The 24262-nt window shown below is 31.3% G+C and carries 27 protein-coding genes; 16 read left to right on the forward strand and 11 right to left on the reverse strand.

Features of this window, described 5'->3' with window-relative positions; genetic code table 11:
• Positions 1-28 precede the first annotated feature (28 nt).
• A complete protein-coding gene (locus tag PMT9312_RS02120; protein WP_011375970.1) occupies positions 29-733 on the forward strand; it encodes an SDR family NAD(P)-dependent oxidoreductase in 705 nt (234 codons plus the stop codon).
• Between the two features lie 30 nt (positions 734-763).
• Here the strand turns inward: PMT9312_RS02120 and PMT9312_RS02125 are convergent, their stop codons facing one another.
• From PMT9312_RS02125 to PMT9312_RS09415, 3 genes are all read right to left on the reverse strand, one after another.
• On the reverse strand, positions 764-1939 hold the full coding sequence (locus PMT9312_RS02125; RefSeq protein ID WP_011375971.1) for an aminotransferase class V-fold PLP-dependent enzyme: 1176 nt from the start codon (positions 1937-1939) through the stop codon (positions 764-766).
• A 36-nt stretch (positions 1940-1975) separates the two neighbouring features.
• Positions 1976-2770: a methyltransferase domain-containing protein gene (locus tag PMT9312_RS02130; protein ID WP_011375972.1), complete on the reverse strand. Its 795-nt coding sequence runs from the start codon at positions 2768-2770 to the stop codon at positions 1976-1978.
• A gap of 76 nt (positions 2771-2846) precedes the next feature.
• A complete protein-coding gene (locus PMT9312_RS09415; RefSeq protein ID WP_071813219.1) occupies positions 2847-3020 on the reverse strand; it encodes a DUF4278 domain-containing protein in 174 nt (57 codons plus the stop codon).
• 255 nt (positions 3021-3275) lie between these two features.
• On the opposite strand from PMT9312_RS09415, the gene PMT9312_RS02135 reads away from it, so the two are divergent.
• Positions 3276-3533: a hypothetical protein gene (locus PMT9312_RS02135; protein WP_011375974.1), complete on the forward strand. Its 258-nt coding sequence runs from the start codon at positions 3276-3278 to the stop codon at positions 3531-3533.
• A 21-nt stretch (positions 3534-3554) separates the two neighbouring features.
• Here PMT9312_RS02135 and PMT9312_RS02140 read toward each other — a convergent pair whose 3' ends face one another.
• Positions 3555-3800 (reverse strand): NifU family protein, encoded by a 246-nt coding sequence (locus tag PMT9312_RS02140; protein WP_002805305.1) that lies wholly within the window; start codon positions 3798-3800, stop codon positions 3555-3557.
• Between the two features lie 70 nt (positions 3801-3870).
• Between PMT9312_RS02140 and PMT9312_RS02145 the strand changes: the two genes are divergently transcribed.
• The 3 genes from PMT9312_RS02145 to PMT9312_RS02155 all read left to right on the forward strand — a co-directional run bounded on the left by PMT9312_RS02145 (position 3871) and on the right by PMT9312_RS02155 (position 8156).
• Complete coding sequence (locus PMT9312_RS02145) at positions 3871-5367, forward strand: malate:quinone oxidoreductase (protein WP_011375975.1); 1497 nt, start codon at positions 3871-3873, stop codon at positions 5365-5367.
• A 55-nt stretch (positions 5368-5422) separates the two neighbouring features.
• Entirely contained in the window at positions 5423-7231 is a 1809-nt protein-coding gene (gene lepA / locus PMT9312_RS02150; RefSeq protein ID WP_011375976.1) for a translation elongation factor 4, read from the forward strand.
• 169 nt (positions 7232-7400) lie between these two features.
• Positions 7401-8156, forward strand: a complete 756-nt coding sequence (locus PMT9312_RS02155) for an ABC transporter permease (RefSeq protein ID WP_036924212.1) — start codon at positions 7401-7403, stop codon at positions 8154-8156.
• A 2-nt stretch (positions 8157-8158) separates the two neighbouring features.
• Here PMT9312_RS02155 and trmH read toward each other — a convergent pair whose 3' ends face one another.
• Positions 8159-8830: a tRNA (guanosine(18)-2'-O)-methyltransferase TrmH gene (trmH, locus tag PMT9312_RS02160; RefSeq protein WP_011375978.1), complete on the reverse strand. Its 672-nt coding sequence runs from the start codon at positions 8828-8830 to the stop codon at positions 8159-8161.
• Between the two features lie 97 nt (positions 8831-8927).
• On the opposite strand from trmH, the gene PMT9312_RS02165 reads away from it, so the two are divergent.
• The 7 genes from PMT9312_RS02165 to PMT9312_RS02190 all read left to right on the forward strand — a co-directional run bounded on the left by PMT9312_RS02165 (position 8928) and on the right by PMT9312_RS02190 (position 13395).
• On the forward strand, positions 8928-9131 hold the full coding sequence (locus PMT9312_RS02165) for a hypothetical protein (RefSeq protein WP_011375979.1): 204 nt from the start codon (positions 8928-8930) through the stop codon (positions 9129-9131).
• 196 nt (positions 9132-9327) lie between these two features.
• Positions 9328-9720: a thiol-disulfide oxidoreductase DCC family protein gene (locus PMT9312_RS02170; RefSeq protein WP_011375980.1), complete on the forward strand. Its 393-nt coding sequence runs from the start codon at positions 9328-9330 to the stop codon at positions 9718-9720.
• Positions 9721-9722: 2 nt separating this feature from the next.
• The gene (locus PMT9312_RS02175; RefSeq protein ID WP_011375981.1) at positions 9723-9959 is read left to right on the forward strand and encodes a TIGR03643 family protein; all 237 of its coding nucleotides are present in this window, start codon (positions 9723-9725) and stop codon (positions 9957-9959) included.
• 3 nt (positions 9960-9962) lie between these two features.
• Positions 9963-10088, forward strand: coding sequence for a DUF2256 domain-containing protein (locus PMT9312_RS09420; protein ID WP_011375982.1), 126 nt, complete (start codon positions 9963-9965; stop codon positions 10086-10088).
• Between the two features lie 2 nt (positions 10089-10090).
• Positions 10091-11581, forward strand: coding sequence for a cryptochrome/photolyase family protein (locus PMT9312_RS02180; RefSeq protein WP_011375983.1), 1491 nt, complete (start codon positions 10091-10093; stop codon positions 11579-11581).
• A gap of 104 nt (positions 11582-11685) precedes the next feature.
• On the forward strand, positions 11686-11865 hold the full coding sequence (locus tag PMT9312_RS02185) for a hypothetical protein (RefSeq protein ID WP_011375984.1): 180 nt from the start codon (positions 11686-11688) through the stop codon (positions 11863-11865).
• A 213-nt stretch (positions 11866-12078) separates the two neighbouring features.
• A complete protein-coding gene (locus tag PMT9312_RS02190; protein ID WP_011375985.1) occupies positions 12079-13395 on the forward strand; it encodes a 16S rRNA (cytosine(967)-C(5))-methyltransferase in 1317 nt (438 codons plus the stop codon).
• Between the two features lie 9 nt (positions 13396-13404).
• Here the strand turns inward: PMT9312_RS02190 and PMT9312_RS02195 are convergent, their stop codons facing one another.
• The 3 genes from PMT9312_RS02195 to PMT9312_RS02205 are packed head-to-tail and all read right to left on the reverse strand — an operon-like array spanning position 13405 to position 16356.
• Positions 13405-15174: a transglycosylase domain-containing protein gene (locus tag PMT9312_RS02195; protein ID WP_011375986.1), complete on the reverse strand. Its 1770-nt coding sequence runs from the start codon at positions 15172-15174 to the stop codon at positions 13405-13407.
• A 1-nt stretch (position 15175) separates the two neighbouring features.
• Complete coding sequence (chlG, locus tag PMT9312_RS02200) at positions 15176-16123, reverse strand: chlorophyll synthase ChlG (RefSeq protein WP_011375987.1); 948 nt, start codon at positions 16121-16123, stop codon at positions 15176-15178.
• A gap of 8 nt (positions 16124-16131) precedes the next feature.
• Positions 16132-16356 carry a cytochrome b6f subunit PetP gene (locus tag PMT9312_RS02205; protein ID WP_011375988.1) on the reverse strand — a complete coding sequence of 75 codons (225 nt, stop codon included), beginning with the start codon at positions 16354-16356 and terminating at the stop codon, positions 16132-16134.
• 59 nt (positions 16357-16415) lie between these two features.
• Here PMT9312_RS02205 and hisF point away from each other — a divergent pair, with 59 nt between their 5' ends.
• A complete protein-coding gene (hisF, locus tag PMT9312_RS02210; RefSeq protein ID WP_011375989.1) occupies positions 16416-17186 on the forward strand; it encodes an imidazole glycerol phosphate synthase subunit HisF in 771 nt (256 codons plus the stop codon).
• A 40-nt stretch (positions 17187-17226) separates the two neighbouring features.
• Complete coding sequence (gene ubiE / locus PMT9312_RS02215; RefSeq protein WP_011375990.1) at positions 17227-17928, forward strand: bifunctional demethylmenaquinone methyltransferase/2-methoxy-6-polyprenyl-1,4-benzoquinol methylase UbiE; 702 nt, start codon at positions 17227-17229, stop codon at positions 17926-17928.
• A gap of 12 nt (positions 17929-17940) precedes the next feature.
• Here ubiE and PMT9312_RS02220 read toward each other — a convergent pair whose 3' ends face one another.
• The gene (locus PMT9312_RS02220) at positions 17941-18399 is read right to left on the reverse strand and encodes a DUF721 domain-containing protein (RefSeq protein ID WP_011375991.1); all 459 of its coding nucleotides are present in this window, start codon (positions 18397-18399) and stop codon (positions 17941-17943) included.
• Positions 18400-18498: 99 nt separating this feature from the next.
• Between PMT9312_RS02220 and PMT9312_RS02225 the strand changes: the two genes are divergently transcribed.
• Positions 18499-19248, forward strand: coding sequence for a biotin--[acetyl-CoA-carboxylase] ligase (locus tag PMT9312_RS02225; RefSeq protein WP_011375992.1), 750 nt, complete (start codon positions 18499-18501; stop codon positions 19246-19248).
• A gap of 2 nt (positions 19249-19250) precedes the next feature.
• On the opposite strand, the gene PMT9312_RS02230 is transcribed toward PMT9312_RS02225, so the two are convergent.
• Together PMT9312_RS02230 and PMT9312_RS02235 are read right to left on the reverse strand one after the other, a co-directional pair.
• Complete coding sequence (locus PMT9312_RS02230; RefSeq protein WP_011375993.1) at positions 19251-19937, reverse strand: ABC transporter ATP-binding protein; 687 nt, start codon at positions 19935-19937, stop codon at positions 19251-19253.
• A gap of 19 nt (positions 19938-19956) precedes the next feature.
• Entirely contained in the window at positions 19957-21477 is a 1521-nt protein-coding gene (locus PMT9312_RS02235; RefSeq protein WP_011375994.1) for an NAD(P)H-quinone oxidoreductase subunit N, read from the reverse strand.
• A gap of 175 nt (positions 21478-21652) precedes the next feature.
• On the opposite strand from PMT9312_RS02235, the gene topA reads away from it, so the two are divergent.
• On the forward strand, positions 21653-24259 hold the full coding sequence (gene topA / locus PMT9312_RS02240) for a type I DNA topoisomerase (protein ID WP_011375995.1): 2607 nt from the start codon (positions 21653-21655) through the stop codon (positions 24257-24259).
• The last annotated feature ends 3 nt before the right edge of the window (positions 24260-24262 follow it).

The following is a 24262-nucleotide window of genomic DNA, read 5'->3' on the forward strand; positions in this document are numbered from 1 at the left end:
TAGAATCACTGGAGTTATTTTTAATAAAATGAAAGGCTTAGCCTTAGTTGTAGGCGCAGGTGGAATTGGAACACAACTAGCTAAAGATTTGAATGAAAGTGAAAAAGATTTAGATGTTGTTTTGTGTGGAAGAAAAAGTGAATTTAATCCTTTTTGGGCATTAGATATAGAGGATTCTCAATCCCTTTTGCAGTTGAAAAATAAAATATCAAATCATCCTTCAAAATTAAGGTTAGTTGTTAATGCTACAGGTAGACTTCATAGTAATTCTCTTCAACCAGAAAAAAGATTACAACATCTTGATATAAAAAATATGATGGAAAGTTTTTCAATAAATGCCTTTTCTCCTATTTTATTAGCTAAAGCGATTGAAGAATTTATACCAAAAGATTTTGATTTTAATTTTGCAAGTATAAGTGCAAGAGTGGGAAGCATTGGAGATAATCAAACCGGAGGTTGGTATTCATATAGAGCTGCAAAATCTGCCCAAAATCAGTTTTTTAAATCTTTAAGTATTGAGTGGGAAAGACGTTTCCCAAAGGCTACTATTACATTACTTCATCCAGGAACAGTAGATACAAATTTATCTAGACCTTTTCATAAATTTGTTCCAGAGCATAAATTATTTAGTAAAGAAAAATCTTCCCAATTTTTGATCAATATTATTAAAAATCAAACTCCAGCATCTTCTGGAAAATTTATTGCATGGGACAGCTCGGATATACCTTGGTAAACTAAATTTTTTCTTTATATCAATAGATATTTAAGTCAATATTTTTTTTACTTCTTTAGCAAGCAAATCAATCTCAGCTTCTGTAGTCATTTGATGTACACATGCTCTAAACCATTTTGGATCTTCTAAAACTCTAATCCAAATTTTTTTTTCTCCAAGTTTCTTTACAAATTCATATTTATTTTCAAGATTTTCGATATTAAAACTAACTATCCCATTTAAGTATTTTTTGTCTAAAATTAATTCAATTTCTTTTAATTGATTTAATTCATCCCAAAGTTTTTCACTTAACCTTTTAATATGTTCGCTTTTTTCTTTTTCAGGGTATTCTTCATCCAAAAGATTTAAAGAAGTGCGCAGCCCTGCAAGTAAAGGAATACAAGAGGTGGCCACTTCAAACTTTCGTGCATCATCATGAAAAAGATTATCTGAAGGCTCATAAATTCCTTGTTCTTTTTTTAATGACTTCCAACCAATTATTGTTGGATCTGTTTCATGAATAAATCTATCTGAGACATAAATGGCTCCAAGTCCTTCTGGACCACATGCCCATTTGTGAGAAGTTATTGAATATAAATCAGAATAAAAAACTTCTTCTTCGATTTTTATGTGCCCAAAGGTTTGAGCACCATCAACAAGTAGATAAGAGTTTTCTCGATTATTTTTTAATTCGATAGAAATTTGTTTTAAAGGAATTTTATATCCAAAGTTCCATAAAATATGTGAAATAATTAGGATCTTAGTCTGACTATTTAGATTTTTTAAAATCTCTAGAATTATATTTTCGTCATTTAGATTTTTAATTTTTTGGATTGGTAAAATTTTGAATATTAATTTATTTCTTCTGCAAAATTCTCGACTTGCAGCTACTACTCCAGGATGTTCACAGTCACTTATTAACAACTCCTCTCCCTCTTCTACTTTTATTCCCCAAAAGGGCAAAATCATACCGGAAGAGATATTCTCGGTTAAAGCTACATTCTTTGAATTGACACCTAATTTTTGTGCAATGATTCTTTTTGTGGTCAATATTTCTTTGTAAATAAAAGGCCACATATCATTGGTAAATGGTCCTAAATCTTGGATAATTTCCCAAGTTTTAACCATTGCTTCTAGAGAAGATTTTGGTAATGGTCCTTGACCACCATAGTTGAAATAATACTTATTTTTTAATGCTGGTATTTGATCTCTTAGATTATTTTTCATAGGAATTTAAATTATATTTTTAAACTCTTGAATTTTTTAAATATTGCCTACTAAAGTTACTGTTCTAAATTCAATATCCTCAATTACTTTCCAAGGTTCAGTGCTCCTTTCTACAAATTCTAAATTTTTAAAACCAAGTTCTTTAAAATTACTTATAAACTCTGGCTCATACCATGCTCCACTAATACATCCTGTCCATAGATCATGATCATTTTGCAATCTTAAAGGAACTTTTTTGTTAGAAACAATATCGCTAATTGCAATTCTCCCATTTTCGTTTAAAACTCTTTTTATATTTCTTAGAAGGTTATTTCTAGATTTTGGACTTACCAAGTTTAAAACGCAATTACTTAAGATAATATCAACTGATTTGTCGGCGATTAATGGATTTAAATCTTTATCTAATTTATCAAGTTTTTCAATTGATCCTTCAAGAAATTCTGTATTGTTGAAACCTATATTTTTTGTAACTTCTTTAGAGGCTGATCTAGATAAAGAAAGCATGTCATGATTCTGATCAACTCCAATAACTTTCCCTTCTTCCCCAACAATTTGGGCACAAATGAAAGCATTTTTGCCGCTACCACTTCCAAGATCCAAGACAATATCATTTTTTTGAACATATTTTGTTGGATCACCACATCCATAGTCTCTTTCAATAACTTCTTGAGGAATTGCTTCAAGTAAAATGGGATTAAACCCAACTGGTGTACAAAGGCAACTCTCTTTTTTTAGTGCAGCTGAACCATATCTTTCTTGAATCGCATCTTTATGATCGAATTGATTAGGTGCTTTATTTGATGTGTTTGGATTACAGCAACTTTCAGACATATTTTTTAAAGGACTCTCGATAAATATAGCCAAAAAAAAAGCCCCTGAAAAAGGGGCATATTATTTATAAATTAAATTATTTAGTGTAATTTACACCTCTGTAATTTAATTCTGCTTTTTCATTACTTGAAGAAGCGTCATCCATTCTGTTGGTGTATACGTTTCTTCTGTAGGTAAGTTCAACAAGTTGCTTTTTAGCAGCTTCTTTGTTTTGAACGTAGTTTTTACCTCTGTAAGTTAAAGTAGTCATGTTTCGATGTGACAACACGGCCATCCCCCGTTCCATGGTATGACTCGAACTGCGCCCTCAAGAGAGGGTGAACGAAAAAGTAGCTATTGCTACAAAATTATTATAAGCGTATTTTTAACTGCATGTCTAGCTTTTACAAATAGAAACGAAGATTTAATGTTTTTTTAATTATTATCTTAGGTAAATTTTTTTATAAAAAGTCTCTAAAAAGGATTATGTTTATATTTGGTTTAATCTTCATGTAACTATTTTTTTATGACAGGTTTTTTATATTTCTTGGGAAATACTTTAAGGTGGCCGGTCCTAAAGCCAAAAGAATTTTTTTCCCTACATGCGTATTTTTCAATTATTTATTTGATAACTTTTACTTTGAGTAAATATGATGTAAGCCAATCAAATTTAGTTTTTACTCTAGGAATTCTTGCACCTCTTTTAATCGCTATTGGGCAAGGACTTCCAATTGATTGCCTTGATATGGAATCTTCTTTGTTGAAGGAATTAAAAACTAAATAATATTTTTTCAGTTAAAAATTTTTATAAAACCTGGACAACTTCGCTTATTTCAGGAATCATTTCTTTTAACTTTCTTTCAATACCCATTTTTAGAGTCATAGTACTACTTGGGCAACTACCACATGCACCTTGGAGTCTGACTTTGACAATTGGACCATCTATTTCTGCAATTTCTACATTACCTCCATCAGATATTAAAAAAGGTCTGAGCTCGTCAAGGACTTTTTCTACATTTTCATTTGTCAACGAGAGTGTTTCAGTACTCATAATTTTGGATTAACTTTATAATAAGCCTAGAAAGAAATCTGATTAATTGCAAAAAAGATAATTTTCTGTTGTGACTTCATCTAAAAATCCCACTAATGACAATAGCTACTTTGATGCAGTCTTAGTAGGAGCAGGGATAATGAGTAGTACTTTAGCCCTCCTAATTTCAGAAGTTTTACCAGATATAAAATTTCTTATTATAGAAAAATTAAAAGCTCCAGGAAGTGAAAGTACTGGCGCTTTTAATAATGCAGGTACAGGACATGCGGCTAATTGCGAATTAAACTATACCCCTTTAGATGAAAAAGGAAATCTAAAAATAGATAAAGCGCTCTCAATAAATCGTTCTTTTGAAAGATCCATGTCTTTATGGGCCTCATTGTATGAATCAGGGAAAATTGATATTAAGAAGTTTCTAAAATTTATTCCTCATATTAGCTTTGTGTCTGGTCAGGATAATATTTCTTTTTTAAAAAAAAGATTTCAGAAAATGACCGATAATCCTGAATTTATCGATATGGAATTTTCTACATCTTTTGATGAAATTTCATCATGGGCTCCTCTAATAACAAAAGATAGAAATCCATCTACTCAAATTGCTGCTACCAGAATAGGTAGAGGAACTGATATTAATTTTGAGGCTTTAACTAAAGAGTATTTGTCATTAGTTTCCTTAAACAAAAATGTTGAAATTAGATACAAAACAGAATTAGTAGATTTAAAGAAAATTGATAAAAAACAATGGGAACTAGAAATCAGTTCTGAAGGTAGAAAAACTTCAATTAGAACTGGCTACGTTTTTCTTGGTGCTGGTGGAAAAACAATTAATTATTTACAAAAATCAAAAATTCCAGAAGCAAAAAGTTATGGTGGATTTCCTGTTAGTGGGAAATGGCTTATTTGCGAGAAAAAAGATCTAACAGAAAAACATAACTCAAAAGTTTATGGTAAAGCTGATATTGGATCGCCACCAATGTCTGTGCCTCATTTAGATACAAGATGGATTGATAATAAAAAACTTCTTTTATATGGCCCTTTTGCTGGATTTACAACAAAATTTCTTAAGCAAAGTTCATACTTTGACTTATTTAGTTCAATAAAAAAGAATAATATTTTTTCTATGTTAGACGTTGGTTTCAAGAACAATGATTTAATTAATTACCTAATATCACAATCTTTAAAGAACCATAACTCAAGAGTTGATAATTTAAAGAATATGATGCCATCAGCTAATCCCTCTGATTGGTATTTAAAAAATGCTGGGCAAAGAGTTCAAATAATTAAAAAAACTGAAGGTGGTGGTTCTTTGAAATTTGGAACGGAGATTGTGAATTCATCTGATGGATCACTATCTGCTTTGTTAGGAGCATCACCCGGAGCAAGTACTGCGGTTTCAATTATGGTTGAGGTTCTAGAAAAATCTGTTTTATTACTAAACGACAAGCATAATCTTCAGAAAAAAATAAATGACTTAATTTATCCCGAACTATCGGACTCTGAAAATAAAAGTATCTACATAAAAGACATCAAAAAAAGAAATAATTCCATTTTTGGTTTCCATCCATAATTCTTATTAGCTAGTATTAATCAAGAGGCAATAAGAGGAGAATTTTTATTTCTATATGACTGATATATTGGTTTCAAAAATTAGAAATTTCTGCATAATCGCTCATATTGACCATGGTAAATCTACCCTTGCAGATAGGTTGCTCCAAGATACTGGTACTGTGCAGCAAAGGGATATGCAAGAACAATTTTTGGACAGTATGGATCTTGAAAGAGAGAGAGGAATTACTATCAAGTTACAGGCCGCTAGGATGAAATATAAAGCTGACGATTCTCAAGAATATGTTTTGAACTTAATAGATACTCCAGGGCATGTTGATTTCTCTTATGAGGTCAGTAGATCTCTGCAAGCTTGTGAAGGCGCTTTACTAGTTGTTGATGCAAGTCAAGGAGTAGAAGCTCAAACATTAGCTAATGTTTATCTTGCCTTAGAAAATAATCTTGAAATAATTCCTGTTTTAAATAAAGTTGATTTACCAGGTGCTGATGCTGAAAAAATAAAACAAGAAATAGAGGAAATTATTGGACTTGATACATCTAATGCAATAAATTGTTCAGCAAAAACTGGAGTTGGTATTAAAGATATTTTGGAAGCAATCGTAAGAAGAGTACCTGCTCCTCAGGATGAAATAAAACTACCTACAAAGGCACTTATTTTTGATTCTTATTATGATCCCTACCGAGGAGTTATTGTTTATTTCAGGGTGATATCTGGGTCTCTTAATAAGAGAGAAAAGATATTATTAATGGCGAGTAAAAAAAATTATGAACTGGATGAGATAGGAATAATGGCACCTGATCAGCAGCAAGTTGATGAATTACATGCAGGCGAAGTTGGTTATTTAGCTGCTTCTATAAAATCAGTTGCTGATGCGAGAGTGGGAGATACTATTACTCTTTTAAATTCACCTGCAAATGATCCTTTGCCTGGTTATAAGACAGCAAATCCCATGGTTTTTTGTGGCTTATTCCCGACTGATGCTGATCAATTCCCAGATTTAAGAGTATCTCTTGAAAAATTACAATTATCTGATGCAGCTTTAAAATATGAGCCCGAAACTAGTAGCGCAATGGGCTTCGGATTTAGGTGCGGATTCCTAGGACTTCTTCATATGGAGATTGTTCAAGAAAGATTAGAAAGAGAATATGACTTGGATCTAATCGTAACGGCACCATCAGTTATTTATAAGGTTAATTTAAATCAGCAGGAACATATCTTTATTGATAATCCTTCTACAATTCCGGATCCACAACTGAGAGAATCAATAGAAGAGCCTTATGTGAAAATGGAAATTTATGCTCCCAATGAATTTAATGGAACATTAATGGGTTTATGTCAGGAAAGAAGGGGAGTATTTATAGATATGAAATACATAACAACAGATCGAGTTACCTTGATTTATGAAATTCCATTAGCAGAAGTAGTTACAGATTTCTTTGATCAAATGAAAAGTAGAACCCAAGGTTATGCATCAATGGAATATCATTTGATTGGCTATAGAAAGAATGACCTTGTTAGATTAGATGTCCTAATAAATTCAGAAAGAGCAGATCCATTAACTTCTATTGTTCATAAAGATAAGGCTTATGGAATTGGCAGAAGTTTAGTTGAGAAATTAAAAGAACTTATTCCAAAACAACAATTTAAAATACCCATTCAAGCATCAATCGGTAGCAGGATTATTGCAAGTGAAAGTATTAGTGCTTTGCGAAAAGATGTTTTATCTAAATGTTATGGAGGAGATATTTCTAGGAAAAAGAAACTTTTAAAGAAACAAGCCAAAGGTAAAAAAAGGATGAAGGCAATGGGTAAAGTTGAAGTCCCTCAAGAAGCTTTTATGGCAGTATTGAAATTAAACCAGTAGTTTTTTTTAATTTTAAATTAACTGCTATTTTTTTTTAAAAGAATTGGGTATATTTCAGTCATATCTGTAAAAAAAGATTTTGGATATTAACTCATTTAATCGTGTGGGCACAAATATCAGAAAAGCTGGATTTCTAATTGTACTTTTTTATCTGCTTGTTGTTTTAATAATGAAATTTTTAGAGGCCAATAATTTTTTTGGTTATTCATTTTCAATGTTAAGCAATGATATCTTTGCCCCTCCTTCGCTTAATCATTTTTGTGGGACAGATAGATTAGGAAGAGATGTTTGCTTAAGAACTTTGCAAGGATCATCCTTAGCGATAGAAGTTGTATTCTTAGCTATTCTTTTTTCATTAAGTTTGGGTTTGCCATTGGGATTATTAAGTGGATATTTTGGTGGTTTTTTTGATAAATGCTTATCACTAATAATGGATACTATTTTTTCAATACCTGTAATTTTGCTTTCAGTTGTTGTGGCTTTTGTATTGGGTAAGGGTATCCTTAACGCAGCTTTGGCATTGTGTATTGTTTACTCTCCTCAATATTTTAGATTAATCAGAAATCAGACAATATTGGTTAAATCCGAAACTTATGTGGAGGCAGCTCAAGTTTCAGGAGCTGATGTTAAAACAATTATTTTTAAATATATTCTTCCAAATGTAATAACACCTTTGCCTATCCTGCTTACCCTAAATGCTGCGGATGCTGTTTTGGTATTGGGAAGTTTAGGATTTTTAGGCCTTGGTGTTCCTGCAGATGTTCCTGAATGGGGCAGTGATTTAAATCTTGCTCTTGCAGCTTTACCTACAGGTATATGGTGGACGGCTTTGTTCCCAGGTTTGGCAATGTTTTTTTTAGTTTTAGGCCTTTCTTTTATAGGGGAGGATCTTGAAGAGATTTTTGATAGTCAAAATTCCGAATAAATTTAGTTTTCTTTAATAGGATCAAAATTTCCTTGATCATTCAACGTTGGATATTCTTTAGCTGATTTTTTATAAATAGTAGCTAATTCTGGGTAACACCACTCAAACAAGGTCTTTCGATATTCATCCATATTTAAACCTTCGCCATTTGTTGGCAATTTCCCTTTATTTTTTCTCTGACGAATAGCTTCAAATAATAATATGGAGGCAGCAACTGATACATTCAAGGATTGAACCATACCTCTCATAGGTATGAAAATTGATTGATCAACCATAGATATAATTTCTTTACTTAATCCCCATTTTTCTGCTCCTAAAACAAAACATGTATTTTGAGAATAATCAAAATTTCTATAATCGACGGATTCACTATTGAGAGTTGTTCCATATAATTTAAAACCCTTATTCTTTAAATCAGATATTGCAGTAATAGTGTTTTCATGATTATTTAATTTGACCCATTTCTGACTGCCTTGCGCAGTACTATTAAAAGTCTTAACGGCATTCGTTTTGCTAATAAAATTTGCTTCGAAAACTCCAGCTGCATCACAGGTTCTTAATATAGCTGATAGATTATGCGGCTTATTGACATCCTCAACTAAAACAGTCAAGTTTTGCATTCTGCAATCTAAAACACTTTTGATTCGCTCAAATCTTCTTGGCAAAATTGACATTTATAATTTTTTCGCACTTTTTAAATTATATTCAAAAAATATTGATTACCTATAAAATCTCTTGGTTTATAATATTTGAGTAGTTTGAATTAACTAAATGGCATACATAGAATGGGACTATACAGTTATCACTAGCATGGTAGAAAAACAAGGATGGAATTTACCTGAACGAGAATCTGAAGAATGGAATAAATTTAACGATGAATTAGGAGAAAAAATGAGAGGAGTTGGAATCGTTTTTGAAAAATATTGTAAATTTATTCCTGATGTAGGAGAAGGAGTTCATCTTTTAGATGAATAATCAAAGAAAGTTTTAAACCATTGATGTATCCCTTAATCAATGGCTTATTAATAAATAAGATAATACAATTTCATTAAATTAGAACTGGTAATTATTAAGGCTTTATAAAGCTTGTACTTTTAAAAGTTTCTTCGCAGTAGATAATTTTTTTTAATCCCACAGAAAAGTTATTTAAACTCTATATTTGTATAAAAATATGAAAAATAAATTAACCTTTTTATTCGATGGTGGATGTCCACTTTGTTTGAGAGAAACGAATTTTTTAAAAAAAAGAGATATCTTAAATCAAATTTCATTTATAGATATTAATAGTAAAGATTATGACCAAAGCCTATTTAATGACATCTCATATTCAGAAGCCATGTCAAACCTGCATGGGATTATGGAAAATGGTGCAATTATTAGGGGACTAGACGTACTTGCATATTCTTATGAATTAGTTGGTTTAGGCTGGGTTTATTATCCTTTGAAGATTAAATTCTTATCTCCCATGTTAAGGCTGGTTTACAGATATTGGGCAAAATATAGACTTCAAATTACGGGTCGATCCGATATTGAAAAAATTTGTACCTCTCAATGTGAACAATAAATATGGACAATATCGACATAGACAGAATAATAGAAATGTGTTGGGAAGATAGAACACCCTTTGAAGCTATTGAGTATCAATTTGGTTTAAAAGAGGAAGATGCGATAAAAATTATGCGACAAAATCTTAAACCTAAATCCTTTAAAGTTTGGAGAAAGAGAGTTTCGGGAAGAAATACAAAACATATGTTGCTTAAAGATTCAACTAGATTTAAATCTACTCATAAAAGAAAATTATAAATTTTGAAAAATCTTTCTACTAAAACTTGTCCTGTTTGCAATAGGCCGTTCGAGTGGCGTAAAAAATGGAAAAACTGTTGGGATGATGTTATTTACTGTTCAAAAAGATGTAGTAAGAGGAAGTCATAAAGATGAAACAAGTATCAATTATTTTCCCGAATCAACTTTTTAGAGAAAGCCCAATCTTAAAAATAAGTTGTGATATTTTAATTTTGGAAGACTCATTATTTTTTGGAAATGATAAATTTCATAAATTAATTAACCATAAAAACAAGTTAGTTTTTCATAGAGCATCTATGCTCGCTTATAAAAAATATTTAGAAATATCTGGCTTTAAAGTTTTATATATCGAAAACAAGAATAATATTTCTACAGTTGACTATTTATCAGAATTTATTAAAGATAAATATCAGAAAATAAATCTCATAGAACCGCATGATTTTTTAATAATGAAGAGGATAAATCATTTTGTTGAAAGTAATAATTTAGCTTTAAATGTTTTGCCTTCTCCTATGTTTATGAGCAGTGAAGATTTAAAAGAGTTATTTGCATTAAATACAAAAAAACCTCTTATGAGGAGATTTTATGAGAATCAAAGGAAAAGCCAAAAGATATTAGTTAATCCGGATGATACACCTGAAGGTGGCAAATGGAGTTTCGATGAAATGAATAGAAAAAAATTACCAAAAAAAATAACCATACCTGATATACCCAAGTTACTAAAAAATAACTTTGTAGTTTATGCCGAAGAGTCATTAGCTAATTTTGATATTGAGTTTATTGGAGAAAGCAATAACTTTTTATATCCGACTAATTTTGATGAGGCAGATGAATGGTTAAATGATTTTTTTAAACATAGATTTTTTTTATTTGGAGATTACGAAGATGCTATTTCTAAAGAAAATTCTTTTTTATGGCATAGTTTACTTTCTCCTCTTTTAAATAGTGGTTTATTGACTCCAGATGAAGTTGTAAATAAAGCATTACTTTTTGCCAAAATTAATAATGTTTCCATTAACTCTTTAGAGGGTTTTATTCGTCAAATTATTGGATGGAGAGAATTTATTTGCCTTGTTTATAAGAAGTATGGAACAAAGATGAGAAATAGTAATTTTTGGAATTTTGAAAATAAACCAATTCCAGAATCTTTTTATAAGGGAAATACAGGAATTGAACCAGTAGACGTTGTTATAAAAAATATTATTAAATTTGGTTATTGTCATCATATTGAGAGGCTAATGATTATTGGTAACTTTATGCTTCTATGTAGAATTCACCCTAATCAAGTTTATAAATGGTTTATGGGAATGTTTATTGATTCTTATGATTGGGTGATGGTTCCTAATGTTTATGGAATGAGTCAGTTTAGTGACGGAGGTATTTTCTCAACTAAACCATATATATCAAGCTCTAATTATGTAAAAAAAATGTCAAATTTTAAAAGTGGACCTTGGTGTTCAATATGGGATAGCTTATTTTGGAAATTTATTAAAGATAATGAAAGTTTTTTTAGAAAGCAATATCGACTGTCTATGTTAACGAGAAATCTTGACAAAATGTCAGATGAAAAATTAAATAATCACTTAAGAACAGCTGATAAATTCTTAAGAGATATTCAATAAATTAAGAGTAATATCCTAAAGTTACTTTTGAAAAATTAAAAAAATATTATATTATTACGAAATATTACAGGCCGATGTTAAATTAAAAAAAAATTAGGCTAAACATGAATATTGGGATTCTTTTTTTGAAAAGTAATTTGACTGGAATTATCACTTTTTCTGAATTAGATTGGATAACTAACCATCAATCTAATTTCACAAGGTTGGAGGAATCTATAGCAATTAAATTAGGAAGAATGCTTGATGCAGGATCTATCAATATAGGTTGCCGTTTGAATTCCTAATTAAGTTTTTATTTTATTAATGAAGTATCAAGAAGAGAAAAAATTATTTTTTCGGGAAAGAATTCATTCTTTAAATATCTTTCTTTTTTTAGGATTTAATCTGACACTGATTTCTATCTTAGGTTTTATTTGGTTCAATTCATCAATTGAGAAAGTAGTCTAAATTTTTAAATCTTTTGTATATTAAAGTTATATTTAAAAATAAATTATATTTTGAGCATAGGATATTTACAAAGGAAAGCAGCATGGGAAATTTTATTAAAAGTTAGTCATGGTGATTTTTCTGATCATGCCCTTGAGAAGGTTTTAAGAAATTATCAATTTAATCCTTTAGATATAGCCTTCATCACAGAATTATCTTTTGGATGCATAAGGTATAGAAAATTTCTTGATCTTTGGACGGATCATACATCAAAAATTACTCATAAAAAGCAGCCTCCAAAGTTAAGATGGCTTCTACATATAGGTTTATATCAACTATTGAAAATGGATAAAATTCCATTTCCTGCGGCTATTTCTACCACTGTAGAAGTAGCTAAAAAAACAGATTTAAATGGGTTAGCGGGAACTGTAAATGCGATATTGAGAAATGCATCAAGAAAATTAGAACAAAAAATTTTACCGGAATTATCTTCTGATAGAAAAGAAAGAATTTCATATCTTGAATCATTTCCATTATGGCTTTTGAAGGATCTTTATAAATGGGTCGGCAATAGCGAGGGTGAAAATATCATTAAGGCATTTAATAAAAAACCATCAATTGATTTGAGAATTAACCAACTAAAAACTAATTTAGATAACTTTTTGAAAGTACTTCATGAAAATAATATTGATGCTGAAATTATTAAAGATTTACATAATGGAATTACTTTAAAATCTAATCCAAGATCTATAAAAAATTTACCAGGATATAGTGATGGACTTTGGACAATTCAAGATAGATCTTCTCAGTGGATAGCACCGCTCTTAAATCCAAAAGAAGGTGAAAAGATTTTAGATGCTTGTGCAGCTCCAGGAAGTAAGTCTACCCACCTAGCAGAATTAACAAATGATAGTGCAGAAATCATTGCCGTAGATAGATCAGCAAAAAGATTGAAAATACTGCAATCAAATTTAGAAAGGTTAAATTTGAAATCTGTTAATACTCTTAAGGCTGATGCTACGAGTTTGATTGAATTAAATCCTAAGTTTATATCTTATTTTGATAAGATTTTATTAGATGCTCCATGCTCAGGCATTGGAACTCTTTCCAGGAATCCAGATTCTAGATGGTCTTTAAGTAAAGAAAAAATAAAATCTTTAACTTTATTACAGGAAAAACTTTTGGAGAGTATTTTTCCTCTTTTGAAAAAAGAGGGCACTTTAGTTTATTCAACTTGTACTATTTGTCCCGATGAAAATAATCTATTAATTGAACGATTTATTGAAAAAAACAAAACTTTAAAATTGGTTGGCCAAAAGCAAATTTTACCTAGCTTGGATTATCCTGGTGATGGATTTTATTCTGCAATAATTTCTTATAAATCTTAAAAATATAATTTATTTTTTAATTGGAATTTTATAAATTTCAGATATGAACTTCTTCCATAAATAAGCCGCATTCCCACTAGATAATTCAGATTCCTTGTTATCGTCGTAACCTATCCAGATCCCTGTTGTAAGGTTATTAATGGAACCAATAAACCAGAGATCTTTATTTCCATCAGATGTTCCTGTTTTGCCATAAATTTTCTTTCCTTTTATAGAGGCTGCTTTTGAAGTCCCTTCTTTTACAGATTTTTCAAGAAGTTTATTTATTTTCTTGTTTATTTTTAAATCTAATATTTTCGTGGAAATAGATTTGTTTTCCCAAATAGGTTGTTTTTTAAATGATTCTATTTTTTCTATGATTTCAGGGCTTTGAATCTTCCCATTATTGTTAATTGCAGAATATGCATTTGTGATGTTTAAAAGATTATCTCCGTAGGAGCCAATAGCTAACGATGGGAATTCCTCAAACTCTTGCTCGTAACCTAGTCCAAATGAATTTGCTAAATTAATAATATTTTTTAAGCCGATTTTTTTTGTTATTGATATTGGAACGATATTTGATGAACTTTTAAATGATTCAATCAAAGATATTGAACCTCTATAGTCTTCTGAAAAATTTTTTGGGCAATAACTTTCCCAGCATATTGGTAAGTCTTCAAATTTATCGCTTAATTTTATTCCTTCTATTAATGCAGCAGCATAAGGGATTATTTTAAATGTAGAACCTAAAGGTCTTACAGATGAAATCACTCTATTGTATTCATTAATTGATGGATTTTTGCTGGTTATCATTGTCCTGATTAGTCCTGTGTTTGATTCGATAGATAACAGAGCAAATTCAAGTTCTTTAGGCCCTGCATATCTTGATATTTTTTGACCTTTTTCTTGCCAATCTTTGTTGATAGAAGATTTAATTCTTAAAAACTCATAATCATTTTTACTTCCAATTTTTTTATCTGTTTCCTCAAGAATAAAATTTATTAATAATTTATCATCTAAAAAATTATCAGCTGTTTGATAATTTAATTTGATTTTTTCTTTAATAGCCTTATTCTTATTTGCAAGAGAAATATATCCATCAACATACATTGATTCAAGAACTTTATTTCTATTTTTAATAGCTAGTTCTAAATTTTGATAAGGTGAATAAATTGATGGAGCTGGAGCTAATCCTGTAATTAATGCGATCTCTGATAATGTCAATTCTTCTATGAATTTTCCAAAATAAACTTTGGCAGCCTCGTCTACCCCGTATGCTCCTGATCCTAGATAAATATTATTTAAATATAATTTTAAAATTTGATTTTTGTTATATCTAAATTCAAGTATGAGTGATATAAATATTTCTTTGAGTTTTCTTTGAAAACTTAAATCATTATTTAGAAAAAGTAATCTAGCAACTTGTTGTGTAATCGTACTTCCTCCCTCTTTAACATAACCACTTCTAATATTTTGAATAAGGGCACGTGAAATACTTTTTAAATCTATTCCATTATGGATATAAAATCTTTTATCCTCAGAAGATATAAAAGAATGTTTGAGGAAAATTGGAATTTTATGATAACTATTATCTATTTCAAATTTGCGGCTTAATTTGCTTAGTATCTTATTATCAGAAGATGATATTACATAAGAATATTTGGTTACGTTAGATCTTTGATTTTTAGAGTTGTCAAATTTTAACGTACTAGATATTAGACTAAAAAAATAAAAAGATATTCCAGAAAAAATTAATATTGGAATTATTAAAACAAAAGATTTGAATTTAATCTTTTGCACCTTAAGCAACTAAAAAACTATGTCCTATCGCTAAAGCTGTAACTAACATTCCAGTTATAAGGAACGGTTGGGCACTTGCTTGATATTTGACATCAAACTTTAGAGGATCTCTTAGTAACCACATATCTTGGAATGTAATTTGTGGAATTACCAATAAAACCAAAATTACAGAGGCTAAATGTTGACCAATAATGACTAATACAACCACCATTGCTAATTGAAAAATGTCAATTAGTCCTGCACTTATCCTACTTGCATTTTTAATTCCAAATACTACTGGTAGAGAATTTAAGCCTAGCTTTGAGTCTCCTTCAACACTTTTGAAATCATTAATCACAGCAATTCCAAGTCCTGAGAGACTATATGCAAGTGTTAGTAACGCCGTTACGATAGTTAATTTACCAAACAAGGCTTGTCCTGCCCACCAAGGTAAAGCTATATAAGATGCTCCTAATGCATAATTTCCAAGCCAACCATTCTGTTTTAATTTGAGTGGTGGAGCAGAATATATATAACTAACAAAGGAACCTCCTAATGCCAAAAGTAAGACGGAGGGGAAGCTGTGCTTAGCATATAAATCTAATAGAAAAGCAACTATTAAACCCGCTATAAGTAATACCCAGATTTGTATTTTTACATCTTTAATTGAAATTTTCCCAGAAGGAATTGGTCTATTTGGTTCATTAATTGCATCAATTTCTTTATCAAAAAAATCATTTATGGTTTGGGTATAACCAGCCAGAAGTGGTCCACTCATCAACATACATGCTAATGAAGCTAGAACATTACTAAATGTCCATTCAAAATTCCCACTTGCAGCTGCTCCACAAATAACTCCCCATATCAAAGGGATCCATGTGATTGGCTTCATTAACTGTATACGGAGTTTCCATATACTTGATGTTTCAGAGGCACCCTTAATTCCTAATAGTTGTTTTGGATCATTCACTATACTCTTTAACCTTTCTCAATTTCTTCTGGGAAAAACCAATTTTGCTCACCATTCTGAAATTTTGCGGTGATTCCAATACTTCTGCCGTCTGTCATTTTATAGCCTGTTATTACGGCTTTAGGATTCGAGGATATTTGATCGATTAATTTAGCTGGTAGTCTATCTTTTACTTTGTTAATGTTAATTTTGATTTTACTACCGATTTTGGGTAATAATTTTGTTTCAGCCATAAGAGGTAAAATGGAAGCTATTATGCAAGATTAACAGCATTTGGACAATTTTTACTAAAATGGTAGCTCTTCGTTTAATTCCTTGTTTAGATGTCGCTCATGGCAGAGTGGTTAAAGGTGTAAATTTTGTTAACTTGAGAGACTCAGGCGATCCTGTTGAATTGGCTTGTAGGTATTCTGATGAGGGCGCAGATGAATTAGTATTCTTAGATATTAGAGCTAGTGTAGAAAATAGAAATACATTAGTTGACCTTGTCTCTAGGACCGCAAAATCAGTAAAAATCCCATTTACAGTAGGTGGAGGAATAGATTCTGTTTCTTCAATTAATGATCTTTTAAGAGCTGGAGCGGACAAAGTGAGTTTGAATTCTTCTGCTGTTAGAAATCCAGATTTAATTTCTAAAAGTTCTAGAGAATTTGGTAATCAATGTATCGTGATAGCAATTGATGCTAAAAGAAAAGTGAATAAAACTGATGAATGGGAGGTATATGTAAAAGGGGGTAGAGAAAATACTGGAATAGATGTATTAAGTTGGGCAAAGAAAGTTGAGGAGTTAGGCGCAGGGGAAATTTTGCTTACTTCAATGGATGGTGATGGCACGCAGAATGGATATGATTTACATCTGACTGAATCTGTTGCCAATATTGTTAATATTCCAGTGATTGCTTCTGGAGGAGCAGGTTGTTTAGAAGATATCTATGATGTTTTCAATGAAGGCAGGGCATCTGCCGCACTTTTAGCATCATTACTTCATGATAAGAAACTTTCTTTAAGAGAAATAAAGACTTTCCTCCTCGAAAGAAAACTTCCAATTAGACCATATGAATAAAAAATTTAATACCAAAAAGAAATAAGTTAAAAATTTAAAAATGAAATTCACAAAAACTATCGAAGTCAAAAATATATTTAATAAAATTTCTTATAAATATGACTTTTTAAATAATCTATTAAGTTTTGGGCTGCACAGATTATGGAAAAGGAAATTAGTTGATTTATTGGAACCTTTAAATGGTGAAGATTGGGCAGATTTATGCTGTGGAACTGGAGATTTAGCATTCTTAATTTCTGAGAGAGTTAGTCCAAGGGGTTCAATTACTGGGATTGACAGTGCAGAGGATATCTTAAATATTGCAAAAAAAAAATCAGAGCTAAAAAAAAATAAATTTATTAAGTGGGAAATTAAAGATGTATTAGAAATTAATGATTATTCAAAAAATTTTGATGGAATTTGCATGTCATATGGACTTAGAAACTTGAATAATGTTGAAGGAGGAATAAAAAAAGTTTTTGATCTTTTGAAGGATAAGGGAAGGGCAGGATTTTTGGATTTTAATCACTCAACAAGAAATTCTTTATCCAATATTTTTCAGAAAATTTATTTGAGATTAATTGTAGTAACCATTTCGCGGCTTTTTAATTTAGGTCCTGAGTACGCATATATTGAAAAAAGTATTAGTAATTTTCCAAAGAAAAATGTGCTTATAAATATTGCTAAGGAAGTTGGATTTAAAAAAGCTGAATATAGGACTATTTTGGGGGGGCAAATGGGGATACTAATTTTAACTAAATAAAGAATTTAGTTTTTAATTATTTTTTCTCCAACAAAAAGAACACTTTCCCCATCTTTTGATTTCGCCCTCAGGAGTAGGGGAATTACAAAGAGTACAAATGCACATATTATTTTGATTGATTCTGCTTGGATGCTTTGCCCAAACTATCTTTGCATTAGTAGCTTTGATATTTTTATTTTTAATTTCATAATTTTGTATTATTTTTATTTCATTCAAAGTTATTCCAATTTTCTCAATTCTCTCTTTTAATTTATGCTTGTTATAGATTAAAGCTTGGCGCCACTGTGGATGATTTACTGCAATAGTAAGTATTTTTTTTTCAATATTTAATGGTTTACATTCTTGAAATAGTTCTAAGCCGATTAAGTTCTTCCAGTTTGCGTTGATTTTAGTGAGTTTATCTAAGTCTCCGCAGGATTTTTTGAAATTATCAAGACAATTTTTTAATGGATGTGGATTCCTTCTATTCACTATTGGCAAATACTTTTTGTCCAATTTGTAATATTTACTTATTAAGACTAAAGTTAATCTAATCTTTAAAAAGATGCTCGTTGTTTTAATAAAGAATTTGTGAAATTTATTGGACCTGCAGCTAAGACAGTTTTTTATTTAAAAAAAATTCAGGGTCAATATCCAACTTGGACACTTCATTACAAAATAAAATGTAAAAGTACCGAAAATGAGCTAACAAACTTGCTTGAATATTCTCAAATAAAGAGAAACCAGCCAATAGCGATAATAGCAAGAGAACAGTCCTCAGGTTTTGGCCAAAACTCAAAAACTTGGGTTTCTCCAAAAGGCGGGATTTGGTTAAGTGCAGCTTATCCAATATTTTCAAAAGAATTTACAAGCCAAATATTTAATTTGTCTTTAGGAATTAAGATATGTGAAATGCTTAGAGAAGAAAATATAAATGTTTTTTTGAAATGGCCAAATGATATTTTTGTTGGTTCAAAAAAGTTAATTGGATTTTTACCAAGGGTGATAACAAGAGGTAAGGAAATTATTTATGTAAGAATAGGTATTGGAATGAATGTTTTAAATCAAACTCCATTAGAAGGTATTTCATTATCAAAAGTACTTAAAACTAAGAATATTAATCAACATTATTGGACAGCTAAAGTTCTTAAAGCTTTTCATGATTCAATTGAATGTAATAACAAAAAAGAATATGTGATCAAATCGGCAAATAAGTACCTTACTAAAAGGTTTTTACCTAGTGGTTTTTGTCCTCATACATGGAAAATTAAAGATATTGATTCGAATGGGAATTTAAGAATTCAAAATGAAACTCAACTTAAGGTAATTAGAAGGTTCTGAATTTATTTAACTTTTAATTCAACTATTCTTCCATCTTTAAATTTGGCTATTTTTTTTGCACGATTGGCTACTTCATCTTCGTGCGTAACTAAAACTATTGTTATTCCAGATTCATGAAGTTTGTCAAAAAGATCTAGTACATCTTCAGTTGTTTTTGAATCTAGTGCTCCAGTAGGTTCGTCTGCTAGTAATATTGCAGGGTTATTGATAATAGCCCTAGCAATAGCTACTCGTTGTTGTTGACCTCCTGATAATTGATTAGGGCGATTATTCATTCTTTCAGAAAGGCCAACTTTTTTTAAGGCATTCTTGCCTCGCTCTAATCTTTGCTCGGGTTCAATTCCAGCATAAATCATCGGTAAAATTACGTTCTCAAGTGCGGTTGCGTCTGAGAGTAGATGAAATTGTTGAAAAACGAAGCCTAATTTTTGGTTACGTATCTCCGCTAGCTCATCATCAGATAAATTCTCAACAGGAATACCATTTAATTTATAAACACCTTCAGATGGTCTATCTAGACATCCAATGATATTCATAGCTGTACTTTTACCTGAGCCACTTGCTCCCATTACAGCTAAATAGTCACCTTTATAAATTTCTAAGTTTATGCTGTCTAAGGCTTTAACAGTTAGATCATCTTTCCCATATTTTTTAGATATTCTCTCTAAACTTGCGACTTTCTTAGACATTTTTTATTGAGGAATTCTTCTAGGAAATATTGTTTGCCATAGCAATAATTTCTTGTAAAAAAGGAGTTTCTGAAACTGCTGTGTTAGCTAATTTAAAAAGAGGGTTAGATAGAATTCCTCCAAGAGCTGTTACCGCCACGCAGGTATAAAGTGCAACTCTCAAAGGGGGCATTCCTACAATCCCCCAATTAATCTCAGGATATGATTTAACTATTTCAGAAGCTTCTTGTGGTTCTTTAACTACCATCATTTTTATAACCGAAATGTAGTAATAAATAGATATGACTGAAGTTACTAATCCAATGATTACTAATAAATATTGATGATTAGCCCAACCTGCAAAGAACAAATATATCTTTCCAAAAAATCCTAACATTGGAGGTAAACCTCCAAGAGAAAGAAGACAAAGGCTTAAGCCTAATGTAATGAGAGGATCCTTTTGGTAAAGTCCTGAGTAATCGAGAATTCTGTCAGATCCAGTTCTTAATGAGAAAAGTATTACACATGAAAATGCACCCAAATTCATAAATAAATATGCAGCTAAGTATAAAACAGTAGCTGATAAACCATCTTGTGTTCCAGATACTATTCCAATCATTACAAATCCCGCTTGACCAATAGAACTGTAAGCCAACATCCTTTTCATTGAGGTTTGAGCAAGGGCTACAACATTTCCTAGAGCCATACTCAAGATGGCCAAAATAGTAAATAAAAGTTTCCATTCTTCATCGAAAGAAGAGAAAGTAGTGCTTAATATTCTTATCGCAAATGCAAATCCTGCTGTTTTTGAGCCAACAGATAAAAAAGCTACTACAGGTGTAGGTGAACCCTCATATACATCAGGAGTCCATTGATGAAAGGGTACTGCAGCAATTTTAAATGCAACAGTTGATAAAACAAATACAAGAGCTAGAGAAGTAATGAATGATGGCTTGTTGATTATCTCTAAACCAATTGTTGCTAAGTTTGTTGAACCACTTAATCCATAAAGAAAAGAGGAGCCATACAAATAGACAGCAGCAGCAGCTGAACCAACAAGTAGATATTTTAAAGCGGCCTCTGAACTTCTTGGATCTCTCTTGAGGTAACCAGAAAGTAAATAGCTTGCTACCGACAAAGTCTCAAGAGATATAAATATACTAATAAGGTCAGTAGATCCACACAAAAGCATTGCTCCAAGAGTTGCCGAAAGAACTATAGCTGCGAACTCCCCAATTGGGCTTCCACTTTGTTCTGTATAACGCCAGCTTATAAGTAAAGAAACTAAAGTTGATAAAGCTATTATTGCTCTAAATGCGATTGCCAAATTATCTGAATTAAAGGAACCAAGAAATGCACTATTTACTGGATTACTCCATTGCAAGGCTAAACTAAAAAGTGAACTACCAATTGATAAATAGCAAATTATTGGTGCCCATTTTGATGCAGTTTTTTCTCCTGCTAAATCTACAAGAAGAGTCCCAACAATACCTAGTAAGATAAAAGCCTCTGGAATAATGGCTTGAGCATTTAAGTTAATTGTAAAGATTTCGTTGGGCACTTTATTAAATTGGATTAAATTAGATGTTTGATTGTAAGGGTCAAAGAGTTAATCTTAACTTGATTATAATTTGTGGGTATGATTTTTGAAATTTTCAGGAGAAATTACTTGAAAAAGTTTCAAATAATCATAATATGCCCTAACTGAACAAAAACACCAATTTTTGAAATAAACCTTGGATCACACACTAGTTATTGTTGAAAGTCCCACTAAAGCAAAAACTATAAGAAAGTTTTTGCCTTCTAATTATGAAGTTCTTGCTTCAATGGGCCACGTAAGAGATCTTCCAAAAGGGGCGGCTGAAATCCCTGCTGCAGTTAAAAAGGAAAAATGGTCAAGGATAGGAGTAAATACAACAGAAGATTTTGAACCACTTTATATAGTTCCAAAAGACAAGAAAAAGGTTGTTAAAGAGTTGAAAAATGCATTAAAAGGTGCGACCCAACTACTATTGGCAACTGATGAAGACAGAGAGGGAGAGAGTATTAGCTGGCATCTTTTGCAAATACTTAAGCCTAAAATACCTACTAAGAGAATGGTTTTTCACGAAATTACAAAAAAGGCAATTAATAAAGCGTTAGATCAAACTAGAGAAATTGACATGGAACTTGTTCAAGCTCAAGAAACTAGAAGAATCTTGGATAGGCTTTTTGGATATGAATTATCTCCACTACTTTGGAAGAAAGTAGCTCCCAGATTATCTGCTGGTCGCGTTCAATCAGTATCTGTAAGACTTCTTGTTAGAAGAGAGAGAGAAAGAAGATCCTTTAAAAAAGCTAGTTACTGGGGGATTAAAGCTTCTTTAGAGAAAGATAATATTACTTTCGAAACTAGATTATTTAGTTTGAAAGGGCAAAGAATTTCCAATGGTTCAGATTTTGATGAACAGACTGGCAAATTAAAACGAGGAAATAAATCATTGATAATTAGAGAAGAAAAGGTAAATGAATTGTTAAAGGATTTTTCTTCTGAGGATTGGTTAGTGTCAAAAATTGAAAAAAAACCATCCATTCGTAAGCCAGTACCTCCATTTACAACTAGTACATTGCAACAAGAAGCAAACAGGAAACTTCGCTTGTCTGCAAGAGAAACCATGAGATGTGCACAAGGTCTATATGAGAGAGGTTTCATAACATATATGAGAACTGATTCAGTGCATCTTTCCGAACAAGCTACAAGAGCTGCTAGAGAATGTGTAAGTTCCATGTATGGGAAAGAATACTTATCTAATTCACCAAGACAATTTAATTCAACTGCAAGAAACGCTCAAGAAGCACACGAAGCTATTAGGCCGGCAGGTGAGGTATTTAAAACACCAAAGGAAACTAATTTAACTGGTAGAGACTTATCTCTTTACGATTTAGTTTGGAAAAGAACTGTAGCTAGTCAAATGGCTGAAGCTAGGCTAACAATGATTAATGCTGAAATCAGTGTAGGGGATGGCTTATTTAAATCGAGCGGGAAAAGTATTGATTTTGCAGGATTCTTCAGAGCTTATGTGGAGGGAAGTGATGACCCGAGTTCATCCCTTGAACAACAAGAAATAATTCTTCCAAACTTAACAACTGGAACATGTCTTGAAGTTACTGATAAGGAACCTACTTTTCATGAAACTAAACCACCTGCAAGATATACAGAGGCTGCATTAGTTAAAGTCCTTGAAAAAGAGGGGATTGGAAGACCTTCTACCTATGCAAGCATTATTGGGACAATTGTGGATAGAGGTTATGCAAATATATCTTCCAATACTTTGGCTCCAACGTTTACAGCTTTTGCCGTTACCGCTCTCTTAGAAGAACATTTCCCTGATCTAGTTGATACTACTTTTACTGCAAAAATGGAATCTTCATTGGATGAAATATCCTCAGGTAATCTTGAGTGGCTACCATACTTAGAGACTTTTTATAAAGGTAAAAATGGTCTGGAGGTGAAAGTTCAGAAAACAGAGGGTGACATTGATGGTAAAGCTTATAGACAAGTTGATTTCGAAGACCTCCCTTGCGTAGTTAGAATAGGTTCTAACGGACCTTGGCTTGAGGGTATAAAAATTGATGAATCTGGTAATGAAATCCAGGCGAAAGGGAATCTTCCAATGGATATTACTCCTGGAGATTTAGATAAAAAGCAAGTTGATCAAATTTTAAGTGGCCCATCAGATCTTGGAACTGATCCAAAAACTGGGGAAAAAGTATTTTTAAGATTTGGACCTTATGGACCTTACGTCCAATTGGGAAATAATGATCAGGATAAAGCTAAACCAAGAAGAGCTTCATTACCCAAAGAGTTGAAAACTGATGATTTAACTCTAGATGAGGCTCTAGTACTTTTAAGTTTGCCTAGATTACTAGGAGTTCATCCTGAAGGAGGTATTGTTGAGGCAGATAGGGGAAGATTTGGACCTTATATTAAATGGATTAAAAATGAAAATGAGTCTGAAAATAGATCATTAAAAAAAGAGGATGATGTTTTTACAGTTGATTTAAAACGAGCATTAGAAATCCTTGCGATGCCAAAAATGGGAAGAGGTGGTCAAGAGGTACTTAAAGACTTTGGAAAACCAAAAGAATTTAAAGATAAAATCCAAATATTAAATGGAAGATATGGAGTCTATTTAAAATGTGGCAAAACTAATGTTTCGCTTGCAAAAGATACTGATTTAGAGAAAATCTCAATAGATGATGCTGTATTGCTTCTGGATGAAAAACTAAAAGATAAAAAAGGATCTATTTCAAAAAAAATAAAAATAAGTAATAAAAAAATTGCAAGAAAAAAGAAAAGTTAAAAA

Origin of the sequence: Prochlorococcus marinus str. MIT 9312 (genome assembly GCF_000012645.1) — a bacterium.
GTDB lineage: Bacteria > Cyanobacteriota > Cyanobacteriia > PCC-6307 > Cyanobiaceae > Prochlorococcus_A > Prochlorococcus_A marinus_L.